This window comes from Enterobacter sp. WI-ESBL-E8, from assembly GCF_053364895.1.
Genome location: NZ_JBRWXJ010000001.1, coordinates 2,867,617 through 2,893,573, shown reverse-complemented (window position 1 = coordinate 2,893,573; position 25,957 = coordinate 2,867,617). Strand labels below are relative to the sequence as shown.

Genomic DNA, 25,957 nt, shown 5'->3' with positions numbered 1-25,957 from the left:
GCTATGAATACGCTCTATCAACACCTGGCGGGTGAGACGCTCGGCGACGCGCTGGCGCGTCTTGAAGCCGAAATTAAAGCCCGTCCGGCGGATGCCGATCTCCGCGCCGCGTTCGTGCAGTTTTTAACCCTCAGCGGCAACTGGACGCGCGCGCTGACCCAGCTGAAAAGCTGGCTGGCGCTGAAGCCTCAGGCGAAGCCCACCGTCACGCTGCTGGAGCAGTCCATTCAGGGCGAGCTGCAGCGCGCGCAGGTGATGGCCGGCGCGCAGCGTCCTGCCATGCCTGAAACCCAGTGGCCGTGGCTGACCACCCTTGCCGCGGCGCTGGGCGAGGAGCGCGAGCGCGCGCAGGCGCTGCGTCTTGAAGCCCTTGACCAGGCTCAGGCAAACCCGGGCCGCATCGTCCTCGAAAACGAGGAGACGCAGGCTTTTGACTGGCTGATGGACGGCGATGCCCGTCTCGGCCCGGTGTGCGAAACAATTGTTAACGGCCGCTATTTCTGGCTGCCGTTTAGCGCGATTGCGGAGATCCGTTTCCAGGCTCCGGCCAGCGTCACCGACCTGGTCTGGCGCCATGCGCTGGTGCGTCTCACCGACGGCACGGAGCAGGTGTGCCAGATCCCGGCGCGCTATCCTTTTGCGGACGATGCTTCCGATGCGGTCAGGCTGGCGCGCACCACCGAGTGGCGTGCGCTCGACGAGGACGGCACCCTTTACGAAGGGATGGGGCAGAAAGCCTGGCTGAGCGAGCAAAGCGAAAGCCCGCTGCTGACGCTAAGCCTCGTGACGTTTGCGACGGATGGAGCCGATGAGTAATCCCGCTGGCGAAGGCGATCTGCTGCGCAGCGGCTGGCAAGCCCGCAGCAAGCAGGAGAAGGTGGGGGCGCGCGACAAAATGCAGCCCTCGCTGCTGGATCGTCTCACCGATAACGACCCGGAAAAAAAGCGCGAGTCGGCCAACAGCAATCTGATCACCCACGCCGCGCTGCGCCGCAACGTTCTGCGGGATCTGCAGTGGCTGTTTAACACCATCAACCATGATGCCTCCGGTGATTTGAGCGCCTTGCCGCACGTGAACCGCTCGGTGGTTAACTTCGGCGTCGCCCCGCTGGCCGGGAAGCGAATGTCGGATATCGAATGGCACGATATTCAGCGCAAGCTCACCGAGGCCATCATCAATTTTGAACCGCGCATTTTGCCGCAGGGGCTGCAGGTTCGCTGCGTGTCGGATACCTCCTCGCTGGATTTGCACAATGTGCTGTCCATCGAGATAAAAGGGCGCTTATGGTGCGTGCCGTACCCGCTGGAGTTCCTGTTTCGCACCGATGTCGATCTGGAAAACGGCCATTTTGAACTGAAAGATGCGGGGTAATCATGGAAAGTAAACTGCTCGAGTATTACAACCGCGAGCTGGCCTACCTGCGCGAAATGGGGGCCGAGTTTGCCGAACGCTATCCGAAAGTTGCCGGACGGCTGGGCATGCGCGGTATCGAAGTGGCGGACCCGTACACTGAACGGCTGATGGAGGGCTTCGCCTTTCTCACCTCCCGCGTGCAGATGAAAATGGATGCGGAGTTTCCGCGCTTCTCCCAGCGCCTGCTGGAGATGATTGCGCCGAACTACCTCGCGCCCACGCCCTCGATGGCGATTGCCCAAATTGAGCCCGACAGCAGCCGGGGCGACCTGAGTAAAGGCTTTATCGTGCCGCGCGGCACCATGATGGACAGCCTGGCGCTGAAGAAAACGGGCGTCACCTGCAGCTATACGACGGCGCACGACGTCAACCTGCTGCCGCTGAAAATCGACAAGGTTGAGCTGGGCGGCGTCCCCGCAGACCTGCCGCTGACGCAGCTGGGCCTGAGCCAGCGGGGGATCAACAGCGCCTTGCGGATCCGCATCGCCTGCGACGGTCCGCAAAACCTCGGGCATCTGGATTTTGACCGGCTCGAGTTTTTCCTCAGCGGCCCGGACATTGAAGCGCTGAAGCTGCTGGAGCTGGTGATGGAGCACCATGCCGGGATCGTCTGTCAGACGGTCAGCCAGCATCCGCAGCGACAGCTGCTGGCGTCGGACGCGCTGCACCAGGAGGGCTTTGGGCCTGACCAGGCGCTGCTCCCGGACGACCTGCGCAACTTTGACGGCTACCGTCTGCTGCAGGAGTATTTTGCCTTCCCGGCCCGTTTCCGCTTTATCAGCCTGAGCGGTCTGAGCAAGCTGATTCAGCGTTGCGAAAACGAAAAAGCCTTTGATATTTTCATCCTGCTGGATAAGTCGGATGAACAGCTGGAGCGCGTGGTCGACGCCAGCCATCTGGCGCTGCACTGCACGCCGGTGATCAACCTCTTCCCCAAGGTGGCCGCCCGGCAGAAGCTGAACGAAGGCCAGCACGAATACCATCTGGTGGTCGATAACATCCGGCCGCTGGACTACGAAATTTACGCCGTGAATAAAATTTTCGGCAGCGCCGACGGGCAGCGCGACGACCAGACGTTTCGTCCTTTCTGGAGCACCTGGAGCGGTGACGCGGGCAACTACGGGGCCTATTTTTCCCTGCGCCGGGAGCAGCGCGTGCTCTCTGAGCATGCCCTGCGCTACGGCACCCGTACCGGCTATATCGGCTCGGAGGTGTTTGTCTCGCTGGTGGATGAACAGCACGCGCCGTGGCAGGAAAACCTGCGCTACATCTCTGCCGAGGTACTCTGCACCAGCCGCGACCTGCCGCTGATGCTCCAGCAGGAGCTCGGGCAGTTCATCATGGCCGACTCCATGCCGGTGAAGTCCCTGACCCTGCGTAAAGGGCCGACGCCGCCGCGTCCGGCGCTGGCCGAAGGGTTCAGCACCTGGCGGCTCATCAGCCAGCTGCAGATGAACTACCTCAGCCTGATGGACAGCGAAAATGAAGACGGCGCCGCCGCGCTGCGCCAGCTGTTAGGCCTGTACGCCAACCTGGCCGAAACGCCGGTTGCGCGTCAGGTAGAGGGCGTTCGCCACTGCGTGCTGGAGCCGGTTCACCGCCGCGTGCCGGAACCCGGTCCGGTCGTTTTCGCCCGCGGAATTGGCATTACCCTGACGGTGGACGAGCGGGCGTTTTCCGGTGCCAGCCCCTGGCTTTTCGGCAGCGTGCTGGAGCGCCTGTTTGCCCGGCTGGTGTCGATTAACAGCTTCACGGAATTCACCCTGAAAAGTCAGCAGCGCGGCGAAATTGGCTACTGGGCGCCGCGGATGGGTAAAAGGGCGCTGCTATGAGTGACGTTGCTGCCACACCGCTGCGCGTTCACCGCCTCACGCCGCTGCCGGACAGTTTCTGGCGCGGGGTGCGCGAGACGCCGTGGCGCTATGACCTGTTCCAGCTGCTAAGGCGCATTGACGCCCAGGGCGGAGAGCGCTATCCGCTGGGACGCGCGCCGCTGCCGAAATTTGAGCCGTTACGCATCGGCCAGCAGCCGTCGATGAGCTTTGCGCCTTCCACGCTGGCGCAGGTACGACAGCGGGAAGATAGCGGGCTGCACGAGGTCTCTATCCTCAGCTTCGGCCTGTTTGGTCCTAACGGTCCGCTGCCGGTGCACATGACAGAATACGCCCGCGAGCGTATTCATCATCATCAGGACAGCAGCCTGAGCGCGTTTGCCGATCTGTTCCACCATCGCCTGACGCTGCTGTTTTACCGCGCCTGGGCGGACGCGCAGCCCGCCGTCTCCCTTGACCGCGCCGACAACATGCGCTTTGAGGGATACCTGGCCTCGCTGATTGGGATGGGGCAGCCGGGCCAGATGAGCAAAGGCAGCCTTAGCGCCCATGCCCGCTTTACCCATGTCGGGCACCTGACCCGTAACGGGCGGGATCCGGAGGGGCTGGAAAAGATCCTGCGCAACTATTTTAAGGCTCCGGTCAGGCTGGTAAGCAACGTGCCGCAGTGGATGCCGCTCTCCGCGCGCGAGCAGGCGCAGCTGGGAGCAGGGCGCCGCATGCCGCGCATGGGCGAATCCGCCTTTCTGGGCGTTGCGGTGCGGGACGTGCAGCATAAGTTTCGCATCGAGATTGGCCCGCTGAGCGCGGAGGAGTACAACCGCTTCCTGCCGGGCGAGGCGTGGGTCACCGAACTGCGCGACTGGGTGCGCCAGTATGCCGGGCTGGAATTTGAGTGGGAAACGCGGGTGATCCTGCGCGAAGACGCGGTGCAGGGCACCACGCTCGGCGGTGCCGGGCGATTAGGCTACAGCACCTGGCTGGGCCACCAGCCCCAGCCTGTCCCGCGTGGCGATCTGGTGTATCGCGCAGAGCGGTAATCCTTCCGTATACCGAATTATTGTTAATGGAAACTAACATGTCAGAAATTAGCCGTGCCGTGCTTTTCGGCAAACTGGATACGCTGTTATTTACCTCTCTGGAAAGCGCCACCGCGTTTTGCAAGCTGCGCGGCAACCCGTACGTGGAGCTGGTGCACTGGCTGCATCAGCTGATGCAGCAGCAGGAGGGCGATCTGCAGCAGGTCATCCGCCACTTTGCCCTCGACGAACAGCAGCTGACGCGCGATATCGTCGCTGCGCTGGACGCCCTGCCGCGCGGGGCGAGTTCCGTTTCCGATCTTTCCGAACATATCGACAGCGCCGTGGAGCGCGCCTGGGTTTATGGCTCGCTGAAGTTTGGCGTCAGCCGTATTCGCGGCGGTCACCTGCTGATCGGCCTGCTCAAAACCTGGAACCTGGCCAATGTGCTGAAAGGCATCTCGGCGCAGTTCACCCGTCTTAACGTCGAGGTGCTGATTGAGCAGTTCGATGCCATTTGCGCCAACAGCAAAGAGACGCAGCAGGCCGCAGCCGCGGTTGATGCACCGGCGGGTGCGGTACCGGCTGCGCAGGGGACGCTGGCCCAGTACGGCCAGGACCTGACCGCCCGCGCTCGCGAAGGGAAAATTGACCCGGTTGTCGGGCGTGATGAAGAGATCCGCCAGATGGTCGATATCCTGATGCGCCGCCGTCAGAACAACCCGCTGCTGACCGGGGAAGCCGGGGTCGGCAAAACGGCTGTGGTGGAAGGGCTGGCGCTGCGTATCGCCGACGGCGACGTGCCGGAGCCGCTGCAAAATATTCAGCTGTGGCTGCTGGACATCGGCATGCTGCAGGCAGGCGCCGGCATGAAAGGCGAGTTCGAGGCCCGACTGCAGGCGTTAATCAATGAAGTGCAGTCCAGCGCCACGCCGATCATTCTGTTTATCGATGAGATCCACACCCTGATTGGCGCAGGCGGCCAGCAGGGTACCGGCGATGCCGCCAACCTGCTGAAGCCAGCCCTGGCGCGCGGACAATTGCGCACCATTGGGGCAACCACCTGGGCGGAATACAAAAAATACATCGAGAAAGATCCGGCGCTGACCCGTCGTTTCCAGACGGTGCAGGTTCACGAGCCGGACGAAGCGAAAGCCGTTCTGATGCTGCGCAGCACCGTGTCGCCGCTGGAGACGCACCACCAGGTCCTGCTTCTCGACGAAGCGGTCAGCGCGGCAGTGAAGCTGTCGCATCGCTATATTCCGGCGCGTCAACTGCCGGACAAAGCCGTTGCCCTGCTCGACACCGCCTGCGCCCGCGTCGCGGTCAGCCAGAGCGCGCCGCCGGCGCAGCTGGAAGACTGCCTGCGCCATCTCGCCGCGCTGGACGTGGAAATCGATATAGCCGAACGCGAAGCGCGCGTCGGTGCCGGTGACGCCGGGCGCGTCACGGCATTACGCGCCGAGCGCGACGCGTATGAAACCAAACGTGAAGCCCTGGCCCAGCGCTGGGAAGAAGAGCGCAGCCTGGTGCAGGAGATTATCCGCCTGCGCGCGGCGCTGTTCGCGGCGGGCGATGAAGATACCGCCGAACTGCGCAGCCAGCTGGCGGAGCAGCAGCAGGCGCTGAACGCCTTACAGGGCGATGAACCGCTGCTGTTTGCCGCGGTGGATGAAAACGTGGTGGCCGCGGTGGTCTCTGACTGGACCGGGATCCCGCTGGGCCGGATGGTGAAAAACGAGATCGACGCGGTGCTGAACCTCGCCGACACGCTGAACCAGCGCGTTATTGGACAGCGTCACGGACTGGATCTGATTGCCCGCCGCGTCAAAACCTCGCGGGCGAAGCTCGACGACCCGAACAAACCGGTGGGCGTCTTTATGCTGTGCGGCCCGTCCGGCGTCGGTAAAACGGAAACCGCGCTGGCGCTCGCGGAGTCGCTGTACGGCGGCGAGCAGAACGTCATCACCATCAACATGAGTGAGTTCCAGGAAGCGCACACCGTTTCCACCTTAAAAGGTGCACCTCCGGGGTACGTAGGGTATGGTGAAGGCGGGGTATTAACCGAGGCCGTTCGCCGTCGCCCGTACAGCGTAGTGCTGCTGGACGAAATTGAAAAAGCGCACCCGGACGTCCACGAGATCTTCTTCCAGGTCTTTGATAAAGGCTGGATGGAGGACGGCGAGGGGCGCCACATTGATTTCCGCAATACCATTATTATTCTGACGTCGAACGTGGGCACCGACCTGATTAGCGCCATGTGTGCCGATCCGGAGCTGATGCCGGAGCCGGATGCCCTGAGCGGCGCGCTGCGCCAGCCGCTGCTGGAGGTGTTCCCGCCCGCGCTGCTGGGCCGTCTGCTGGTGGTGCCGTACTACCCGCTCAGCGACGATATGCTGGGGCAGATTGTTCGCCTGCAGCTCAAGCGCATCCAGCGTCGTCTGGAAGAGAATCACAACATCATTTCTGAGTTTGACGACAGCGTGGTGGAACAAATTGTTCAGCGCTGCACCGAGGTGGAGTCCGGCGGCCGCATGGTAGATGCGATCCTCACCAACACCTTGCTGCCTCAGATGAGCCAGATATTACTTACCGCCAGCCGTAGCGACGAGCAGTACCGACGTCTGCACGTCACCTGCGAGCAGGGCGAGTTTCACTGTCAGTTTGCCGCGTAATAATCATCAAGAGAACTGTAAAAGATGACGGATAATGATAACAATCGGACTGTCCCAAACGCGCTCCCGGTCGGGTACCGCTTCAACGAGTTTGAAATCAAAGAGGTGATCGGCGGCGGCGGTTTTGGCATCGTTTATCGCGCGTGGGATCACCAGCTCGAACGCACTATCGCTATCAAAGAATTTATGCCTTCCTCGCTCGCCGTGCGCGGCGACGACATGACCCTGGTGCTGCGCAGCGAGCGCTTTGGCAAAGCCTTTTCCGCCGGGCTGAACAGCTTTATTCAGGAGGCGCGCCTGCTGGCGCGCTTTAACCACCCGAACCTGCTGCACGTCCTGCGTTTCTGGGTGCAGAACGACACGGCCTACATGGGGACGCTGTTTTACAGCGGCACCACGCTTTCGCGCCTGCGCGAACAAAAGCCGGAGCTGATTAACGAAGCCTGGATCCGCCGCACGCTGCCGATGCTGTTTGGCGCGATCAAGACCATCCACGACGAAGGCTATCTGCACCGCGACATCTCTCTGGATAACATCCAGATCCAGGATAACGGCCTGCCGGTACTGCTCGATTTCGGCTCCGCGCGCCGCACGATCGGTAACCTCTCTGATGAAACGGAAACCATGCTGCGCCCGGGCTTTGCGCCGATTGAGCAGTACACCGACGATAACGAAAGCGAGCAGGGCCCGTGGACGGACATTTACGCCCTCGGCGCCGTGCTGCGTACCCTGATTGTGGGGTCGCCGCCGCCGGTCAGCGTGGTGCGCTCCATTCAGGACACCTGTAAACCGCTGGTCGAGCTGATGCCGCAGGGCTATTCCATTCCGCTGCTGCAGGCCATCGACCGCGCGCTGGCGCTGCACATGGAGGACCGTCCTCAGTCTATCGACGAGTTCGCCGCGCTGATTGAGATGCCGGTTGCCGGTATTAACGACGTGCTGACGGCGAAAAAGCCCGGCACGATGCTGGTGCCGGTGGAAGACGAAAAACCGGCTTCGGCACTCGACTGGCGTCGCTACAAGATCCCGGGCATGGTTGCCGCGGGCGTGCTGGTGGGCGTCGTTGCCGGCGCGATGCTGTTCAGCGGCGGTGGCCATGACGCGCCTGAGCAGGCTGCACAGGCACCGTCCGAGACGCGTCCGGCTGAAACCGCCGCAAACGCGCCGGACGTGAAGCCAGAAACGGCAGCGGTGAACGAGCAGGCGCCTGCGCCAGCAGCGGCGCAGCAGACGCCACCGCCTGTCGAGGCCAGCCCGGTTGCGTTGGTTTATATCCGTATTCTCGACGGCGAAACGCTGAAAGTGAACGGCGAGCCAAAAGCGCTGCGTCCGGCGAATAACGGCTACGCGTCGCTCAAGCTGCCAGCCGGCGAGGTGAAGATTGAACTGCAGGGCAACGGCAGAACGCGCAGCCAGACGCTGGATATCGCCAAGCCGGGCACCTGGCTGGTGAATCCGTAAGTCAGGCAGGGACAGGGAACAGGACGGAGCGAATGTATAACATTAAGTTTGTCTATCTTTTCAGCGAGAACGTCTCGCCAGCGCTTTTTGCGAAAATTATCCGCCCGTCCGTCGCCGGGCAGTGGATTATGTCGGTGCCCGACAATTCGCTGCGCTCGCTGTTCACGCGCTACGATTTGCTGCGAACCATCACCGGTGCGAATCCCTATCAGTCCGGGCGCGATACGCGCAAGCTGATAGCGCAGGATCTCGATATGGGCAGAATCGTTGCAATTGACGAAAGTTTTCGCAGCTGGTCATCGGTAACGGAAATCTTTTACATCAATGCCAAAGGGCGGCTGCAGGCCGCCTCGCTCACCGGGCTGGGCTGGTACCCGGTAAGCACTATCGTCGATCGTTACGAAACGATGGTGCGCACCTATGGTTCTCGCCCTGCGCCGACGGAGCTCCCGACGCAGGTGGTGAAATCCAAAGCGGCGCAGGTGCCTGACCAGCCGACGCCGGGCAAAGACGGTAAAACCTATGCGGCACAGCTGCAAAATATGACCAAAGCCGAACGCTGGCAGGCCCGTAAGGACCTGATTGCGAAAGGCAGCAACAGCCTCTACCCGGATGCGCAGATCGCGGCTAAACGGCTAGCGGCGAATAACATTGCCGTGGAGAAAGCGAAGCTTGCGGAAAATGTTTATAAGACCGTAAACCCGCTGGAAACGACGCCGGGCGTGCCGGAGGGGTGGACGGATATTAGTAATGACGCAGCGGCGCTGAAGAAGCTTGGGCTGAACAGCAAATCACTTTTCGACAATACAGCCTCTCCTGATTTTCTGGCCCGCGTATATCAACCCGACCCAGAGGTGTTTGGTCGTGATATGAACCCAACGTTGGTTTTCCGAGGGTCACGACAACCCGAATTTTTCCCCATGAAGAACATGGCTGACTGGAAAAATAACGGTGCGCAAGGGCTCGGAATGGCGTCAGATTATTATAAAAGAGCAGTGGGTCTTGGCGAACAACTCTCTAAATCCGGTCAACAAGTGGACATTGCAGGCCACTCTTTAGGGGGCGGATTAGCGTCTGCTACCGCGATGGCCAGCGGTATGCCGGGATGGACCTTCAACGCGGCCGGTCTGCATCCGGGTACCGTAGAGAAATACGGCGGAAGTTTATTGGGCAGCACGGAAAATATTCAGGCTTACCGGGTTGAAGGTGAACTGCTGACAAAAATTCAGGAAGTTAACCTTTGGGAAGATTTCAAAACGGTTAAAGGACACGTGCCGGCGCTGATAGCCAAAGAAGAGCTTTCTGCCGTGATGCCTAACGCTGCCGGAATTGCACACGACCTTCCGGGGGGAACGGGAGGTGCTCTCGATCGCCATGGCATCGATCAGGCGATTAACTGTATTGAGCAACAGAAAGATGAAGACATCGCAATTATCGGGAGTCGCGCGTGAAATCATTGATTACTGGCTGGATAGCGCTTTGTTTAATGTTTATGGTTCAGGGGTGCAAGCAAAATATGGATTTAAAACCAGACAATTACTTCAGTGATCAGCAGCTCGCAGTCGCGCGTGCAATTGAAGCCGGTGAGATGAATGAGGTTATTAAATTAGCGTCGCAAGTAGACCTTAATAAACCCGGTAAAGAGGACATGACGCTGTTATTTTGGGCGGTGATGAACGCAATTAACGATAAAAAAACACCGGAACAGCTAAAAATTATTACCGCTCTGATTAAATCGGGGGCAGATCCGCTCCAGCCAAGGCCTAAAGGAGAGAGCAGTCCGGCTGAATATGTGCTGAAAGCGGACAGTGGGGTCTGGATAAAGGCAATGCTGGAGGGCGGATTATCGCCGGATGCGAAGGATAAAACGTTTGGGGAACCGATTATCTTCGAGACCCTCGAAGCAAAAAACACCGATACGCTGCAGGCGATGCTTGACGGTGGAGCGGACATCAATATTACCAATTCACTGGGTAATACGTTGCTGATCGCCGCGCTGGACTTTCACTCTTACGACCATGTCCTGCTTTTGCTGGAGCGCGGCGCAAACGCTGAGATCAAGGCGGATAATGGCTGGACAATGGCCAACCAACTGCAGCGTTATCTGAACCGGGCGAAAGAGGGGAGTGACGAATATCAAAAGCTGACTGAAATCAAAGACACGCTTATTCAGCATGGCGGTAAATGGCCTCCTGCACCGGTGAGTCAGTGATGTTGTTAAACAGTTCGCTTCCTTGAGCAATGATGAGTGTTAAAAAGCAGGTATTCATTTTCTGGGGAACGATGGATGCGCTGGCTGTTGCGGTCTACTGCGCGCAGTCCGTGCGCCATGACAGAGTCCCCTTTGTATCCGATATATCCTCTTTCAGTGCGACAGGAAACTGGCTTTCTGGTGGTGGATCCGGCGTTCTGCTGCTTTTCTTTATTCTCGATTTCCTGTTGCTGTTGTCGCTCTTTGCCTCGGCATGGTGCTTTCTGACCGGGAAGCCTTTCGCGAGCAGACTGGCGCTCTGCCAGGAAGTTTTTCGTCTGATCTCCTTCCGGTACTCGGTGACCCTTTTCCCGCTGTTGTTGAATCTCGCGGGCGCCTCAAGCGTCTGGCTGTACAGTGTTATGTTTATATTTTCAGAGTTCCTTAAGATCTACTCTCTGTGGATACATCAATACGGAAGGACGCGTAATGCTCGATCTTCACAGTGACGATGCTGTGGTTATCCACAAGAGGCGTTGTTCAAGTTTCATCGGTTTCCTTTGTGTGCAAGGGTTATGATCGTTAACGCTGGTGAGTACAAGCATAAGGCCCGTCACCAGATTCGCTCCAGCGGTTATGTTATCGATACGCTTGAGGCCGCAATGTGGGCGGTATGGCATACGGATAATTTCCGTGATGCGATCCTTCTTGCCGCCAATCTGGCGGATGATGCCGACAGCGTTGCGGCAACGGCAGGTCAACTGGCCGGTGCGTTATATGGCTATTCAGGTATTCCGCAGAAGTGGAAAGATAAACTGGTCCAACACGAACGTCTCGTCAGCATGGCAGGGGAGCTATTTCACAGTGCACCTGAGGATAACTTTCTTTAACGTTTCTGACGCATAAGAGCACCGGCGCATATCCAAAACCACTTTGTCAAAATTAGCTTTACGTTCAAACACGTTTTCAGCATAAACCATTACGGAATACAGATTATGCTCAACCGAATTACCGTTCAGCTCCCGGTCGAGGGGCTGCTCTTCTGGAAACTCTCCGGCCGCGAGGCGATGTCCGAGTCGTTCGCCCTGACGCTGACCCTGCTCGGCACGGATGCGCGCATTGACCGCAGCAAATTGCTCGGTCAGCCGGTCACGGTGACCATCCCGACGCAGAACCTGCTCAGCTCCCGCTATATCAACGGCAAAGTCACGCGCGTGGCGGTGAGCGCCGTTGAGCTGACGGGCACCCGCTACGCGGTGTACCAGCTGACGGTGGAGCCGGACCTGTGGCCAATGAAGCGCGACCGCAACCTGCGTATCTTCCAGGGTCAGACGGTGCCGCAGATAGTGAAGACCCTGCTGGGAGAGCATCAGGTCAACGTGGAGGACAAACTCACCGGCAGCTACCGGGTGTGGGACTACTGCGTGCAGTATCAGGAGTCGAGCCTGGACTTCATCAGCCGGCTGATGGAGCTGGAAGGGATAGCATATTACTTCAGCCACGAGGCCGACAAACATACCCTGGTGCTCACCGACGCCGCCACCCAGCACCAGCCGTTCAGCGGCTACGAGGTCATCCCTTACCACCAGACGCCGTCCGGCGGCAGCACGGACGAAGAGGGCATCGGCCAGTGGGCGCTGGAAGACAGCGTGACGCCGGGCATTTACAGCCTCGACGACTACGACTTCCGCAAGCCGAACGCGTGGCTGTTCCAGGCCCAGCAGAACCCGGCGTCGCCGAAGCCGGGCAGCATCGACGTCTACGACTGGCCGGGACGCTTTGTGGAGACCGGGCATGCGGAGTTCTACGCCCGCATTCGCCAGGAGCGCTGGCAGGTGGAGCACCAGCAGATTCAGGCCACGGCCACGGCGGCAGGCATTGCGCCGGGCCACATCTTCACCCTGACCAACGCGCCGTTCTTCAGCGACAACGGTGAGTATCTGGTGACGGCGGCGGGGTATCACTTCGAGGAAAACCGCTACGCCAGCGGTGAGGGTGAAACCATTCACCGCACTGATTTCACGGTCATCCCGGCGTCGGTCTCTTATCGCCCGGCGCAGAGCACGGCGTGGCCGCGCACCTACGGCCCGCAGACGGCGAAGGTCGTGGGGCCGCAGGGGGAGAGCATCTGGACGGACAAATACGGTCGGGTGAAGGTGAAGTTCCACTGGGACCGTCTGGCGAAGGGCGACGACACCAGCTCCTGCTGGGTGCGCGTGTCGAGCGCGTGGGCGGGCCAGGGCTACGGCGGAGTGCAGATCCCGCGCGTCGGCGATGAGGTGGTGGTGGACTTTATCAACGGCGACCCGGACCGTCCGATTATTACCGGGCGCGTGTACAACGACGCGAGCATGCCGCCGTGGGCGCTGCCGGCGGCGGCAACGCAGATGGGCTTTATGAGCCGGACGAAAGACGGCTCGGTCGACAACGCCAACGCCCTGCGCTTTGAAGATAAGGCGGGGGGCGAACAGGTATGGCTCCAGGCCGAGCGCAACCTGGATATCAACGTCAAAAATGATGAATCCCATTCGACTGAAAAGAATCGAACCCAATTTGTGGGAGAGGATGAAACATTACGGGTTGTCAAAAATCAGAATGCGGGCGTAAAAGGGAACGTCATCTGCCTGACGGGTAACTCTCGCAGTGACAAAGTGGTTAACGACTATATTCTTGCAGCGGGTAATACGCTGAGGCTGGAGTGCGGCGAAAGCGCCATTGAATTATCGAAAGATGGCAGCGTTAATATCATTGGCAATAACTTTAACTTTACCGCTAAGCAGAATGCGCAAATCAACACGCTTGGCGGTGAACTGCATTTGAATCCTGCCGGTGGAAGCAATGCAATCAATCCTCCTGGGGCATCCCACCAGACGGCAATCCAGCAGGAAGTGGATGGCTTTTTTGTTTTCAACGCCAATAAGTAAACGTATTCAGGCTGGTACATAACCGACAACCCCGTCACCTTAAGGCGCCGGGGTTGTCGATGGGATAAATTGTAATGCACTGGTTTTCCTTCCTTTTCTTTTTGATCCTGGCGCTGGCGGTTATCTGGAATGAAAAGAACGCCTTTAATAAAAAACAGTGGATAATAACGGGCCTGACGTTGGTGCTTGTTCTGCTTTCTACGGTTGTAATTGGTTTCTTTTTGAAATGGCTGGCGCAGTCATTTTTATTATTTCCTGTCGCGGTGGCAAAAAAATACTCCATCATCATTTCTATGTCTCTCCTGTGCGTCTGGGGTATGAAATTCGCCGTCGCTTTGCTGTGTACTCTATTTTCAGGCGTTATGGTCGCGCATAAAAAAATGAATTTTCGCAATTATGAAAAGATCTCCCTGATGTCACGCACCGTAGCGCCGCCCTTATTTGTCTTCGCTAAACTCCTTCTCTCGTTAGGGTGTGTCCTTATGTTTTCAGGCCTGTGGCTTAAGTAAGCGTTGCGATTGACGCTGCTTCGTGGCCGCTGAAACAACGATGTTGCATTTACGGAATACAGATTATGCTCAACCGAATTACCGTTCAGCTCCCGGTCGAGGGGCTGCTCTTCTGGAAACTTTCCGGCCGCGAGGCGATGTCCGAGTCGTTCGCCCTGACGCTGACCCTGCTCGGCACGGATGCGCGCATTGACCGCAGCAAATTGCTCGGGCAGCCGGTCACGGTGACCATCCCGACGCAGAACCTGCTCAGCTCCCGCTATATCAACGGCAAAGTCACGCGCGTGGCGGTGAGCGCCGTTGAGCTGACGGGTACCCGCTACGCGGTGTACCAGCTGACGGTGGAGCCGGACCTGTGGCCAATGAAGCGCGACCGCAACCTGCGTATCTTCCAGGGGCAGACGGTGCCGCAGATAGTGAAGACCCTGCTGGGAGAGCATCAGGTCAACGTGGAGGACAAGCTCACCGGCAGCTACCGGGTGTGGGACTACTGCGTGCAGTATCAGGAGTCGAGCCTGGACTTCATCAGCCGCCTGATGGAGCTGGAGGGGATAGCGTATTACTTCAGCCACGAGGCCGACAAACACACCCTGGTGCTCACCGACGCCGCCACCCAGCATCAGCCGTTCAGCGGCTACGAGGTGATTCCTTACCACCAGACGCCGTCCGGCGGCAGCACGGACGAAGAGGGTATCGGCCAGTGGGCGCTGGAGGACAGCGTCACACCGGGCATTTACAGCCTCGATGATTACGACTTCCGCAAGCCGAACGCGTGGCTGTTCCAGGCGCAGCAGAACCCGGCGTCGCCGAAGCCGGGCAGCATCGACGTTTACGACTGGCCGGGACGCTTTGTGGAGACCGGGCATGCGGAGTTCTACGCCCGCATTCGCCAGGAGCGCTGGCAGGTGGAGCACCAGCAGATTCAGGCCACCGCCACGGCGGCGGGCATTGCGCCGGGCCACATCTTCACCCTGACCAACGCGCCGTTCTTCAGCGACAACGGCGAGTATCTGGTGACGGCGGCGGGGTATCACTTCGAAGAGAACCGCTACGCCAGCGGCGAGGGTGAAACCATTCACCGCACCGATTTCACGGTCATCCCGGCGTCGGTCTCTTATCGCCCGGCGCAGAGCACGGCGTGGCCGCGCACCTACGGCCCGCAGACGGCGAAAGTCGTGGGGCCGCAGGGGGAGAGCATCTGGACGGACAAATACGGTCGCGTGAAGGTGAAGTTCCACTGGGACCGACTGGCGAAGGGCGACGACACCAGCTCCTGCTGGGTGCGCGTGTCGAGCGCCTGGGCGGGCCAGGGCTACGGCGGGGTGCAGATCCCGCGCGTCGGCGATGAGGTGGTGGTGGACTTTATCAACGGCGACCCGGACCGGCCGATAATCACCGGTCGCGTGTACAACGACGCGAGCATGCCGCCGTGGGCGCTGCCGGCGGCGGCAACGCAGATGGGTTTTATGAGCCGGACGAAAGACGGCTCGGTCGACAACGCCAACGCCCTGCGCTTCGAGGACAAGGCGGGCGCGGAGCAGGTGTGGATCCAGGCCGAGCGGAATATGGACACCAGCGTTAAAAATGATGAAACGCACAGCGTCGGCGGTGAGCGCAGCCACTACGTGAAGAAAAACGAGCTGCATCGCGTGGAGGCGAATCAGATCCAGGCGGTGAAAGGCGGAACCGAGATCCTGACGGGGAAAGGCAAGCTGGATGCGGCGGTGGAACAGTACGTTATCGCTTCCGGAACAAAGCTGAGGCTGGTCTCCGGCGAGAGTGCCATTGAGCTTAACGCGAACGGCAAAATTAGTCTGATCGGCAAAGAGTTTAACTTCTTTGTTGAAGGGGATGGCCATATCACGACGGGCGGTAAGCTGCACCTGAATACCTCTGGCACGAAACCGGGCACCACGGCGCCGGGCGCGGGGCACAAAGGAGATATTGATGCGGCAGTTCAGGCGAAATTCACGCCGCCGAAAGAATAACCGCTTACTGTCTGCCGCCATGTTGTCCATAACGGCCCTTAAAATCCTTCAGCAATCTTAGACGCGGATTCCCCAATGAAATATACCCTCCAGGAAGGCTCTTTTTCCCTTTTCCCTGCGGCCTGGCAGGATAACAGCATGAACATTATTCGCGATGACGAAAGCGGGCTGTCCGTGGTGGTCAGCCGCGGCGTTATCCCGGATGGCAGCGATTATGAGAAAGAGTTCCATCGCCAGTGGGACGTGATGCGCCCTCAGATGGGCGAGGTCGTTCAGAGCGAGTTCCAGCGTGTGAAAGCCGGGCCTGACGGCACCATCAGCGGTCTGGAAGTTGAAACCAACTTTGACCATAACGGCCAGCGCCTGTGGCAAAAACAGCTGGCAGTCCAGACGCCGGGCAAACCGGTGTTGATGATTTTTACCCTCTCAGCGCTCCGAGCATTCACTGAAGAGGATGAGGTGCGCTGGAGCGCGCTTAAGCAGAGTCTGACGCTGAACGACAACCGGAATGTGTAAGGCATGAGCGATAACAACGCGGCCCGTAAGGGCGACGAGATTATTCACTCCAGCATTTTTGCGGACATCACCAGCATTGTGGCGGAAGGCGCCGCTTATGCGGTGATCGGCGCGGCGGTGGGGGCAGCAGCTACCGTGGCGGCGCCATTGCTGGGGGCAGGGGCGGCAGCCGCAGGCGTGGCGGCGATTGGCTCCAGCTGTCTGTTAAGCGGCATCATTGGCGGCGTGCTGGCAAACGTGGCGGGGATCACAGACGATATCAGCAGCGCTGCCGAAGGGTTAGGCAACGCGCTTTTCCCGCCGTCGCCTGCGGGTAAAATCACTACCGGTTCGAATAACGTTCTGACGAATGCGATCCCCGCCGCGCGCGCGGCGGGAACGCTGACGCCAGCAGATACCCCCTCACCTGATCCGCAGTCTCCGGGCAGCTTTGCCGATTACGCGGGCATGCTGCTTTCCGCTGCCGGACAGTTTGGCAGCGAGATGTGGCAGCCGAGCGTGGCGTCTGCCGCCGCGGGGACCTCACCGCTGGAAGAAGATAAGGTGGCGTGTGAAAAGCACTCCGGACCGCAGTATCTGGCGGAAGGCTCGAAAAGCGTCTTCATCAACGGCCAGCCTGCGGTGCGTGCGAAAGATCGCACCACCTGCGAAGGGACCGTTTCCGACGACGTCTCTCCGAACGTGATCATCGGCGGCGACACGCTTACGGTTCGCGATATCAAAAGCGGCAAAACGCCGGGGCTGGCGCTGGGGATGATTGCGCTCTCTCTGCTGCGCGGCCGTCCGGGCAAGATTTTGAAAAACATGCCCTGCGCGCTGGCGGCGGCCGGCGGCGGGATGCTGGCCGATATGGCCGTCAATGCCGTGTTTGGCTCCTCGCACCCGGTGCATGCCGCCACTGGCGTGAAGGTGCTGAATGACGATGATGAACTCGATTTCTCGCTGCCGGGCCGCTTCCCGCTTCGCTGGCAGCGCAGCTACAACAGCCTGACCACCCGCGAAGGGCTGTTTGGCCTGGGCTGGGCTACCGCCTTTGACAGCTATCTGACGCTGGAAGAAAACAACGCCACCTGGTACGACGAAACCGGGCGCGAGCTGAGCTTTGAACTGCCGCCTGTTGACCGCGCGTTTTACAGCATCAGCGAAGGCATTATCATCCGCCGCAATGAGAGCGGCGACGTGGTGATTGCGGACGATGACGGCGCGGTGTGGCGTTTGTATAAACCGACACGCGCGAACCCCTTAATCCTGCGTCTGGCCTCCCTTAGCGATGAATACGGCAACGCGCTGCTGACGGAGTGGGACGAGCACGGCAGGCTGGTTGGTCTTCACGATGAGCCGCGAGCGATAGACGTCACCCTGCGCTATGATGACGAGCGGTTCCCGCAGCGCGTGACCGCCGCCAGCCATTTCGACGGCAGCCGTACCTGGCCGCTGATGCAGTGGGGCTACGATGCGCGCGGCCAGCTGGCGAGCGCGACGGATGCCTCTGGCGTCGTCACCCGCGAATACCGCTATAACGACCACGGCCTGATGGTCTGGCACCGCCTGCCTGGCGGGCTGGAGAGCGAGTACCGCTGGAAAAAATTTGACCACTGGCGCGTGGTGGAAAACCGCACCAGCACCGGCGACGGCTGCCGCTTTACCTATGATTTAGCCGTCGGACTAACGACCGTCGAGCACTATGATGGTCAGACGCGTCGCCACTACTGGAACGCGCAAAATCTGATCGTCCGCTACGTTGACGAGCGCGGTGAAAACTGGCGCTACGAGTGGGATGACAATGAACTTCTGACACGCCGCATCGATCCGCTCGGTAACACCGTCACCTTCGTCTACGACGAAATGGGGAACCGGGTTCAGGAGACCGATGCCGACGGCAATACGCGCACAACCACCTGGCTTGAGCACCGCGAGCTGCCGTCTGCGATTATCGAAGCGGACGGCAGCGCCACCCGGTTCTGGTACGACGAACATCACGGCCTGAAGCGCGTGGTTGACCCGATGGGGCAGACGACGCTGCTGCGCCGGGACGAGTTTGGTCAGGTCGTTGAGGAGGTCGATGCCGCCGGCAACAGCCGCTACCAGGAGTACAACGAGGCGGGACAGCTGGTGTGCGCGACGGACTGCTCTGGCCGCACGACCCGGTATCACTATCATCCGCTGGGCTGGCTGGTGACCGAGACTGGGGCCGACGGTGAAGAGACGCGCTATCGCTACGACGCCGCAGGTCGCCCGGTGCAGCTCGATCGCCCGGAAGGCTGGACGGAGTCGCTCAAATGGAACGAACGCGGCCTGCCGGTGAAGCATGCTGGCGCGGATGGTAAAGAAAGTGAGTTCAGATACGATGAGGCAGGACGCTTAACCGCCACGCGTAATACTCAGGGTGAGGAGGTTCGCCGCCGCTGGGACAGCCGGGGGCGTCTGGTTGCTCTTGAAAACGAAAACGGCGAAGCGTATCAGTTCCGCTGGGGGGCTGACTCGCTGCTGCTGGAAGAGACGGGGCTCGATGGCGTGGCCTCGCAGTATCGCTACGACGCCTGCGGGCGTACGATAGCGCGTACCTTTGCCGCCGGTCATCCCGAAGCCATTACCCACGCCTTTGCATGGAGCGCGAGCGGCCAGCTGGTCGCGCGCACCACGCCGGAAGGACAGACCCGCTACCACTACACGCCGTCAGGGCTGTTAAGCCGGATTGGGCTGCACCCTGCGCTTTCAGCGGACGCGTGGAGCACCGAGGCAGAGCAGGAGCTTGCCTTTGAATATGACGCGCTCGGTCGCGTGACGCGCGAAGCGGGCGAGCATGGGGAGCTGGCGTGGCTGTACGACGCCCTGGGCAACCGCACCTCCGTTACGCTGCCGGATGGCCGCGAGCTAAAACAGTTCTACTACGGCAGCGGGCATCTGCTCAGCATTGCTCTCGATAAGCTGTCGGTCTCCGATTTTACCCGTGACGAACTCCATCGTGAGACCAGCCGTACCCAGGGGCTGCTGACCACCCGCAGCGAGTACGACCGTCTCGGCCGCCTGCATCGCCGTGACGTCTTTACCGGCAATGCCCAGCGCCCGTCTCCGCGCCGCTGGTCCCGACGCTGGGATTACGATTACCGCAATAACCTGGTGCGGGAAGAGCGGGACGATAACCCGTTCAGCTGGTACCGCTGGCAGTACGACAGCGCCGGGCGTCTGCTCGTTCAGGACGGTACGCTGCCCGGCCAGGAGCAGTGGCGCTGGGATGCGGCCGGTAACCCGCTCGAAGGCTCTGCTGAGAAGGTCACGCACAACCGCCTGACGCAAATGAACGGTATCCGCTGGCGTTATGACATCCACGGCCGCACCGTGGAGAAAGTTAACGGTCAGACTCGCTGGTACTACCGCTATGACGGCGAACATCGCCTGACGGAGGTTATCAGCCAGCCGCGGGATCGCAACAGGCCGCAGACGCAGGTCAGCTTCCGCTACGATCCGCTTGGACGCCGCATCAGCAAAACGCGCCAGCAGATGTTGGGCGGTCAGCCAGTCGGCAAGCCGGTTATCACCCGGTTTGTCTGGGAAGGGTTCCGCCTGCTGCAGGAGCTGCACGGGGATGTGCCGCTCACCTACGTTTACAGCGACCAGGACAGCTATGACCCGCTGGCGCGTATTGACGGCGTTGATGCCCCGGAGATCTTCTGGTTCCACTGCCAGCCCAACGGCACGCCGGAGCGGATGACGGATATCGAAGGGCAGGTACGCTGGGAAGGGGTTAATAGCGCCTGGGGCAAGCTGCTGCGGGAAAGCGAAACGCAGCTATCAGGATATTCCCAGAACCTGCGCATGCAGGGGCAATACCTGGACCGTGAGACAGGGCTGCACTACAATTTGTTCCGGTATTATGACCCGGACTGCGGACGGTTTACGCAGCAGGACCCGATAGGGCTGGCGGGGGGGATAAACCTTTACCAGTATGCGCCTAATGCGTTGGGGTGGGTGGATCCGTGGGGGTTGAGCCGCGAGTGTAGCGGTAAAACGAAACCTGATTTCTATGTCGGTCCAGCGGGGCCAAGCGCTACAATGCCTTCTACAGCCTATCGCTATATGAGGTATCTTGAGGATGACGGTACTATTAACGCATGGGTGCCTAAAACATTTGAATCCAAATCCGCACCAGTCACTTATTTTGGTTTTGATAAATTAGACTCCGGTCGCACAGTAAGAGATGCATTCCAGATCAAAGGAGCAGATAAATTGAATCCACTTGATCCTTTGGATAAATCATGGAGTGATGGACGTCTTAGAGCTGAGTTTGATACGCTTCAATTATATGAAAATGGTGTTCCGCAAGTGCGAACCCCGAGAATGTTCGGCGATAGACCAGGAGCGCCACTTGAACCGTTTACTAAGGCATACCCTGAATACGGCCAAGGTAATGTTCAACAGCTGCATGCTGAAAATAGAGTTATTAATTTCGACAAGATTGATATTCTGCCAGAGGAACCATGATAAATTTACAATCTTATAATGAAGTGTTAGATTTCCTGGATCTGTTTTTTCAAAAATATATCCTTGATTCTAATTGTCTGCAGGATATGCAATCTATTTTAGATGATTGTCGAAAAGAAAAAATGGTGGCTATTCGAGCTATAGATTCATGTTTTATGGAATATAGGCGAAAGACTCAAGATTATAGAATCCCTACTCATGAGGAACAGGAGATATGGAGACAGCTATTCAATATATGGCAGTAAAACATTAAATAAACAAATGGCAAAATGGTTCTTTTCTTAATATTTAGTATTATTTTACTAAGGTTATACTATTACCATCGGTATCAGGAGGTGATCTCTTTTTTTTGAATGTGTTAGTATAATTCAGGAGTAAAAGCGATGACAGAAGAAGAGTTACGAAAGAATCTTGTTTTTTTAATAAAAAAATATGTTCAGGAAAGTCAACAGGAAGCATTTTATGATGACATATCAAAGCCTGATGTGCCCGTAAAAGGTATTTTAGCTGACTTTAATAAAGTCAAAACAAGAACTGTTGATGAAGCGGATGGAGATTTGATACGTGATATTTACTTTTATTTTTGCTAACAAATAGTTTTGCGGGGAATTAATTTTTCAGGTTGTTTGTTATACTTTTTTTTATGAAGGGTGAACAGGTTGATGCATGGGGAAGGGTAAATGACTCTTGACTCGTCCCAATCCTTATCCTCCTCTCTGAGAGTTAATGGGATTATACCAATTACGGCTTTTGTTTTATATATCATGCACTACGCTGATTTCCTTCTTTTAACTTTATTCAAAACCTGTTCGCCGCTGATGATAATCTGTTCGAAGAACGATTGAGAAAATTACCCATAACCGCCTGCTGCAGGAGGTGCACGGGGACGTGCCGATGACCTAAGTATACTGCGACCAGACAGTGATGACCCGCTGGCACATACTGACGACGTTAATGCCCCAGAGATCTTCTGGTTCCACTGCCAGCCCAACGGCACGCCAGAGCGGATAGTGGATATCGAAGGGCAGATGCGCTGGGAAGGGGCGAACGGAGCCTGCGTAAGCTACTGCTGGAAAGCGAGACGCAGATATCCGGGTATCTCCAGAATTGGATGTGCCAAACAAACCAGTGTATGAAATCAGGAATGCCTATCATGAATTACGATTCATATAATGAAGTACTCGATTATCTCAGGTTTTTTTTCAACGTAAGAGTGGACTCATCAATTTATTTAGAAAAACTAATGACTTTGATTGAAGGATCTCGCACTGAAAAAACGGTGATAATAAGAGCAATTTATGAAACGTACATGCAGTATGTAAAACAAAATAGAGATGGCATAAAGATTAACGCTGAGGAAAAAGAAATGTGGATTGACTTATTGCACCATTGGCAATAAGACTTTATTGTTGTGCGGGCGTCATTGTAAATGGTTATAACAAATATAATTTGTACACGGAAAATGTTCCTCATATGGATGTTCTCATGTTGAGTCAATTATATCATTAAGATCTTGTCACACGATCAAAAGTAAAGCAGGGCAACATGATTGAATTAAAATTTAAACCGATTACAGGTGAACTAAATCTTGATGATCTGCCTTTGGAAATTGATACTGAAGAAGGTTTTTGTAAGTGTGATTTATACCGCGAATTAGTAAAGCACAAAGCTGTTAAGAAAACCATGCCAAATCACTTCCTTGTTGACTCAGCAATGTTTTCCGATAAAGAATTTCAAGTTACTATACGCCCAGTGTGCTATGGTTTTCCTTTTATGCTTCATCTTGTTGATAAAAACAGTCAATACTATAAAGCATTAAATGATTGGAATGCTCGAACTAATATTCACATGCTAAATGAATCAGTAAAAAGCTTGTCTGATTGGCTGAAAGAATCACTTAACCTGGACACGCCTGATACCACGGAAACAGACATCATTAGGTGGAACTTTGCGTGGGGGCGGGTTTCAGTCTCATATGAGACAAAGTCGTTTAATCATGGGATATATATAGTTTGGAATATAACGTAGTTACTTCCAGACAAGGTTGTTTAGATATGTTAGAAATGAAACTTGATGTTCATACTGGATTTGTAGCAATTAACAACTACCCAATCGAATTAAAAGATGTTGATACTTTTAAAAATTCCTCATTTTACAAGTTCTTCTCGCCATTGACTAAAATAGGTTCTTTTTATTTCGCTATTGATAATATCAAATGGAAAGATCAAATTTTTATTTTGGAACTGAGGCCTTCAGCATTTTCTTTTACTCCATCATTATTCCTTACTAGTAAGGATGGAAATTTTTATAAAACGCTAGAGGATTGGAATAAAAGGGCTAGTCTGAGTAATTTATCGGATGAGCAGCAGCGTTTGACAGCATGGGTTGAGAGTGAAATAACCTCAAAGCCTAAGCTTAAAATTACAACCCCCCCATATGGAATTCAATGGGAGCATGAATGGGGAAGTATTGTTGTACAGTCTAATGAAAAAAGCTTCGATTGTGGTATTTATATCGAATGGAATGTTTGACTAAACAATGTTATTAATTAATAAAACCCCTCATTTTCTTCTCGCCTTACTTTTTTATTAATAAAGTTAAAATCTAAAAAAATGAAAATAACTAATCGACTGAAAAAGAAGATATTAGTCCTGGATGGCATTGATAATGACTTTATAGATTATGGCGCAAAAATAGCATGCCCTGAATGCGAGGGTGTAATAGTCTATTCCATCGTAAACTCATATGAGTTTGACTCGCTCTCTGAAGAGGTAAAATATTTTTTGGTTAAGAAAATGAGAGGAGTGAAGCTTGTTAGCGAACATAATGAATTTAGCTATGATGAAAGCCAATTACATGTTTCGAAAAAAGCATGTTCAAGTTGTTTAAAAGAATTTTCTATTGTATTAACGTATAAAGAGGTACAGCCAGCCCGATACCGGGTATATCTTATGGGACTTTTTGAAGGTGACTTGAAACAGATCAAACTTTAAAAATTGAGGTTTACCAATGATTACAAATCTCATTTGCATTAAAGAAAATGACCTGGTTCAATGGGCGTGTGGTGAAAGTAACATAATGGTTAGTATGCCATTTTTAGACTATGCAATGGTCGACTCAACACGCCAGTTAGTCTTTGCGTTAAGCAAGCCAAGGCCACTACCAACCGTTTTGACCATCTTCAATGCGCAGGGAGAAAAACTATTTTGGTCTGCACCTCCTGAAGGCGCATTTTTCTATTACTTAACTTTCAACCTGTCAAAGGAAGTGGTTGTAGTCTGTAGCTATGCGGAAAAGCAAAACGGCTGGCATGATTGGTTTTATTCCTGGGATATGAAGCGTAATGCTTTGTCTCAATTGGGCCCTGCGTATTAACATCAAAAGCGCCAAAAAACGATAACAATAAACGGTGGCAAAAGAGGGACTGTATCAGCAGTTCCAACAAGCGGTTTAAAAGCAGAGCTAGGAGGCAAAGGATGAGCACGGTTTACATTGTCATTTTAACCTATATCAAACCCCTTGAAGAGGTTGACACAGCGATACCAGCTCATGTGGCGTGGCTAAAAAAGGGTTATGCAGAGGGGATATTTCTGGCTTCCGGAAGACGGATCCCAAGAACCGGTGGAGTCATTCTCGCCAAATCTGAGAGTCTTGCCGCTCTTGAAGAGCGCTTGCGCGAGGATCCTTTTCAGGCGTTAAAGCTTGCGACTGCCGAAATCATTCCCTTTGAACCCAGTTTGAAGGCAGAACTTTTAGACAACGTGTTTTGACGCCGCAATAAAAAAATCCACGCCAGGGCGTGGATTTTTTTGACTCAAGACGAATCAGACGTTAAACAGGAAGTTCATTACGTCGCCATCTTTAACGATATAATCTTTCCCTTCCGCACGCATCTTGCCTGCTTCTTTCGCGCCTTGCTCACCCTTGTAGGTGATGAAGTCTTCAAACGCGATGGTCTGCGCACGAATAAAGCCTTTCTCGAAGTCGGTGTGGATTTTACCCGCCGCCTGAGGTGCAGTTGCACCCACAGGGATGGTCCACGCACGCACTTCCTTCACGCCAGCGGTGAAGTAGGTCTGCAGGTTCAGCAGCTCATAGCCTGCGCGGATCACGCGGTTCAGACCCGGCTCTTCCAGACCCAGCTCGGCCATGAACTCTTCACGGTCGGCATCGTCCAGCTCGGCGATATCGGATTCAACGGCAGCGCACACGGCAACAACCACAGAACCTTCAGCCGCCGCAATTTCACGCACTTTGTCGAGGTACGGGTTGTTCTCGAAACCGTCTTCGTTAACGTTGGCGATGTACATGGTTGGCTTCAGGGTCAGGAAGCTCAGGTATTTGATTGCCGCTTTGTCTTCTTCAGTCAGGTTTTTCAGCGCGCGCAGCATGCCGGCGTTTTCCAGCTGTGGCAGACATTTTTCCAGCGCAGCCAGTTCCGCTTTCGCGTCCTTGTCGCCGCCTTTGGCTTTCTTCTGCACGCGGTGAATCGCGCGTTCGCAGGTGTCGAGGTCAGAGAGCGCCAGCTCGGTGTTGATGACGTCGATGTCGTCGGCCGGATCCACTTTGTTGTTGACGTGGATAATGTTGTCGTTCTCGAAGCAGCGCACAACGTGGCCGATCGCTTCGGTTTCACGAATGTTGGTCAGGAACTGGTTGCCCAGGCCTTCACCTTTGGATGCGCCTTTTACCAGGCCCGCGATGTCCACGAATTCCATGGTGGTTGGCAGAATGCGCTGTGGCTTAACGATTTCCGCGAGCTGATCCAGACGCGGGTCAGGCATTGGCACAACGCCGGTGTTAGGTTCGATGGTACAGAACGGGAAGTTCGCCGCTTCGATACCCGCTTTGGTAAGCGCGTTAAACAGGGTGGATTTGCCCACGTTTGGCAGACCGACAATACCGCATTTGAATCCCATTTCTAAATCACCTTAATATCTTGATAA

Annotated in this window: 22 protein-coding genes and 1 pseudogene; 22 read left to right on the top strand and 1 reads right to left on the bottom strand. The window is 56.2% G+C overall.

Translation table 11 applies throughout. From position 1 onward, the window contains the following. Positions 1–3: 3 nt before the first annotated feature. From ACWHWP_RS13780 to ACWHWP_RS13675, 22 genes and pseudogenes are all read left to right on the top strand, one after another. On the top strand, positions 4–816 hold the full coding sequence (locus ACWHWP_RS13780) for a type VI secretion system accessory protein TagJ (RefSeq protein WP_059312808.1): 813 nt from the start codon (positions 4–6) through the stop codon (positions 814–816). Beyond that, entirely contained in the window at positions 809–1,372 is a 564-nt protein-coding gene (gene tssE, locus ACWHWP_RS13775; protein ID WP_010432861.1) for a type VI secretion system baseplate subunit TssE, read from the top strand. The genes ACWHWP_RS13780 and tssE overlap by 8 nt, the downstream gene beginning before the upstream one ends. A gap of 2 nt (positions 1,373–1,374) precedes the next feature. Further along, positions 1,375–3,246: a type VI secretion system baseplate subunit TssF gene (gene tssF / locus ACWHWP_RS13770; RefSeq protein WP_447855832.1), complete on the top strand. Its 1,872-nt coding sequence runs from the start codon at positions 1,375–1,377 to the stop codon at positions 3,244–3,246. Continuing rightward, positions 3,243–4,286 (top strand): type VI secretion system baseplate subunit TssG, encoded by a 1,044-nt coding sequence (gene tssG, locus ACWHWP_RS13765; protein WP_447855831.1) that lies wholly within the window; start codon positions 3,243–3,245, stop codon positions 4,284–4,286. The genes tssF and tssG overlap by 4 nt, the downstream gene beginning before the upstream one ends. A 38-nt stretch (positions 4,287–4,324) precedes the next feature. Further along, a complete protein-coding gene (gene tssH, locus ACWHWP_RS13760) occupies positions 4,325–6,940 on the top strand; it encodes a type VI secretion system ATPase TssH (RefSeq protein ID WP_447855830.1) in 2,616 nt (871 codons plus the stop codon). Between the two features lie 24 nt (positions 6,941–6,964). After that, positions 6,965–8,401: a serine/threonine protein kinase gene (locus ACWHWP_RS13755; RefSeq protein ID WP_447855829.1), complete on the top strand. Its 1,437-nt coding sequence runs from the start codon at positions 6,965–6,967 to the stop codon at positions 8,399–8,401. A gap of 32 nt (positions 8,402–8,433) precedes the next feature. Then, positions 8,434–9,852, top strand: a complete 1,419-nt coding sequence (locus ACWHWP_RS13750; RefSeq protein ID WP_447855828.1) for a phospholipase — start codon at positions 8,434–8,436, stop codon at positions 9,850–9,852. Between the two features lie 35 nt (positions 9,853–9,887). After that, positions 9,888–10,613 (top strand): ankyrin repeat domain-containing protein, encoded by a 726-nt coding sequence (locus ACWHWP_RS13745; RefSeq protein WP_447856683.1) that lies wholly within the window; start codon positions 9,888–9,890, stop codon positions 10,611–10,613. A gap of 32 nt (positions 10,614–10,645) precedes the next feature. Next, entirely contained in the window at positions 10,646–11,101 is a 456-nt protein-coding gene (locus tag ACWHWP_RS13740) for a hypothetical protein (protein ID WP_063430599.1), read from the top strand. A 39-nt stretch (positions 11,102–11,140) separates the two neighbouring features. After that, a pseudogene (locus tag ACWHWP_RS13735) lies at positions 11,141–11,482 on the top strand (ADP-ribosylglycohydrolase family protein); the annotation flags it as partial. A gap of 105 nt (positions 11,483–11,587) precedes the next feature. After that, positions 11,588–13,516: a type VI secretion system Vgr family protein gene (locus ACWHWP_RS13730; RefSeq protein ID WP_447855827.1), complete on the top strand. Its 1,929-nt coding sequence runs from the start codon at positions 11,588–11,590 to the stop codon at positions 13,514–13,516. A 74-nt stretch (positions 13,517–13,590) separates the two neighbouring features. Then, positions 13,591–14,025: a hypothetical protein gene (locus tag ACWHWP_RS13725; RefSeq protein WP_447855826.1), complete on the top strand. Its 435-nt coding sequence runs from the start codon at positions 13,591–13,593 to the stop codon at positions 14,023–14,025. A gap of 65 nt (positions 14,026–14,090) precedes the next feature. Next, a complete protein-coding gene (locus ACWHWP_RS13720) occupies positions 14,091–16,013 on the top strand; it encodes a type VI secretion system Vgr family protein (RefSeq protein ID WP_447855825.1) in 1,923 nt (640 codons plus the stop codon). A gap of 75 nt (positions 16,014–16,088) precedes the next feature. After that, positions 16,089–16,529 (top strand): DcrB-related protein, encoded by a 441-nt coding sequence (locus tag ACWHWP_RS13715; RefSeq protein ID WP_059311640.1) that lies wholly within the window; start codon positions 16,089–16,091, stop codon positions 16,527–16,529. Between the two features lie 3 nt (positions 16,530–16,532). Continuing rightward, positions 16,533–21,011 carry an RHS repeat-associated core domain-containing protein gene (locus ACWHWP_RS13710; protein ID WP_447855824.1) on the top strand — a complete coding sequence of 1,493 codons (4,479 nt, stop codon included), beginning with the start codon at positions 16,533–16,535 and terminating at the stop codon, positions 21,009–21,011. Between the two features lie 383 nt (positions 21,012–21,394). Then, entirely contained in the window at positions 21,395–21,601 is a 207-nt protein-coding gene (locus ACWHWP_RS13705; protein ID WP_447855823.1) for a hypothetical protein, read from the top strand. Positions 21,602–22,164: 563 nt separating this feature from the next. After that, positions 22,165–22,410: a hypothetical protein gene (locus ACWHWP_RS13700; RefSeq protein ID WP_447855822.1), complete on the top strand. Its 246-nt coding sequence runs from the start codon at positions 22,165–22,167 to the stop codon at positions 22,408–22,410. Positions 22,411–22,556: 146 nt separating this feature from the next. After that, positions 22,557–23,039 carry a hypothetical protein gene (locus ACWHWP_RS13695; protein WP_032674990.1) on the top strand — a complete coding sequence of 161 codons (483 nt, stop codon included), beginning with the start codon at positions 22,557–22,559 and terminating at the stop codon, positions 23,037–23,039. A gap of 26 nt (positions 23,040–23,065) precedes the next feature. Then, complete coding sequence (locus ACWHWP_RS13690) at positions 23,066–23,542, top strand: hypothetical protein (protein WP_447855821.1); 477 nt, start codon at positions 23,066–23,068, stop codon at positions 23,540–23,542. A gap of 81 nt (positions 23,543–23,623) precedes the next feature. Next, entirely contained in the window at positions 23,624–24,004 is a 381-nt protein-coding gene (locus ACWHWP_RS13685) for a hypothetical protein (protein WP_447855820.1), read from the top strand. A 16-nt stretch (positions 24,005–24,020) separates the two neighbouring features. After that, on the top strand, positions 24,021–24,386 hold the full coding sequence (locus tag ACWHWP_RS13680) for a hypothetical protein (protein ID WP_447855819.1): 366 nt from the start codon (positions 24,021–24,023) through the stop codon (positions 24,384–24,386). Positions 24,387–24,487: 101 nt separating this feature from the next. Next, positions 24,488–24,781, top strand: coding sequence for a YciI family protein (locus tag ACWHWP_RS13675; protein WP_447855818.1), 294 nt, complete (start codon positions 24,488–24,490; stop codon positions 24,779–24,781). Between the two features lie 54 nt (positions 24,782–24,835). On the opposite strand, the gene ychF is transcribed toward ACWHWP_RS13675, so the two are convergent. Then, positions 24,836–25,930: a redox-regulated ATPase YchF gene (gene ychF, locus ACWHWP_RS13670; RefSeq protein WP_010432886.1), complete on the bottom strand. Its 1,095-nt coding sequence runs from the start codon at positions 25,928–25,930 to the stop codon at positions 24,836–24,838. Between the last annotated feature and the right edge of the window lie 27 nt (positions 25,931–25,957).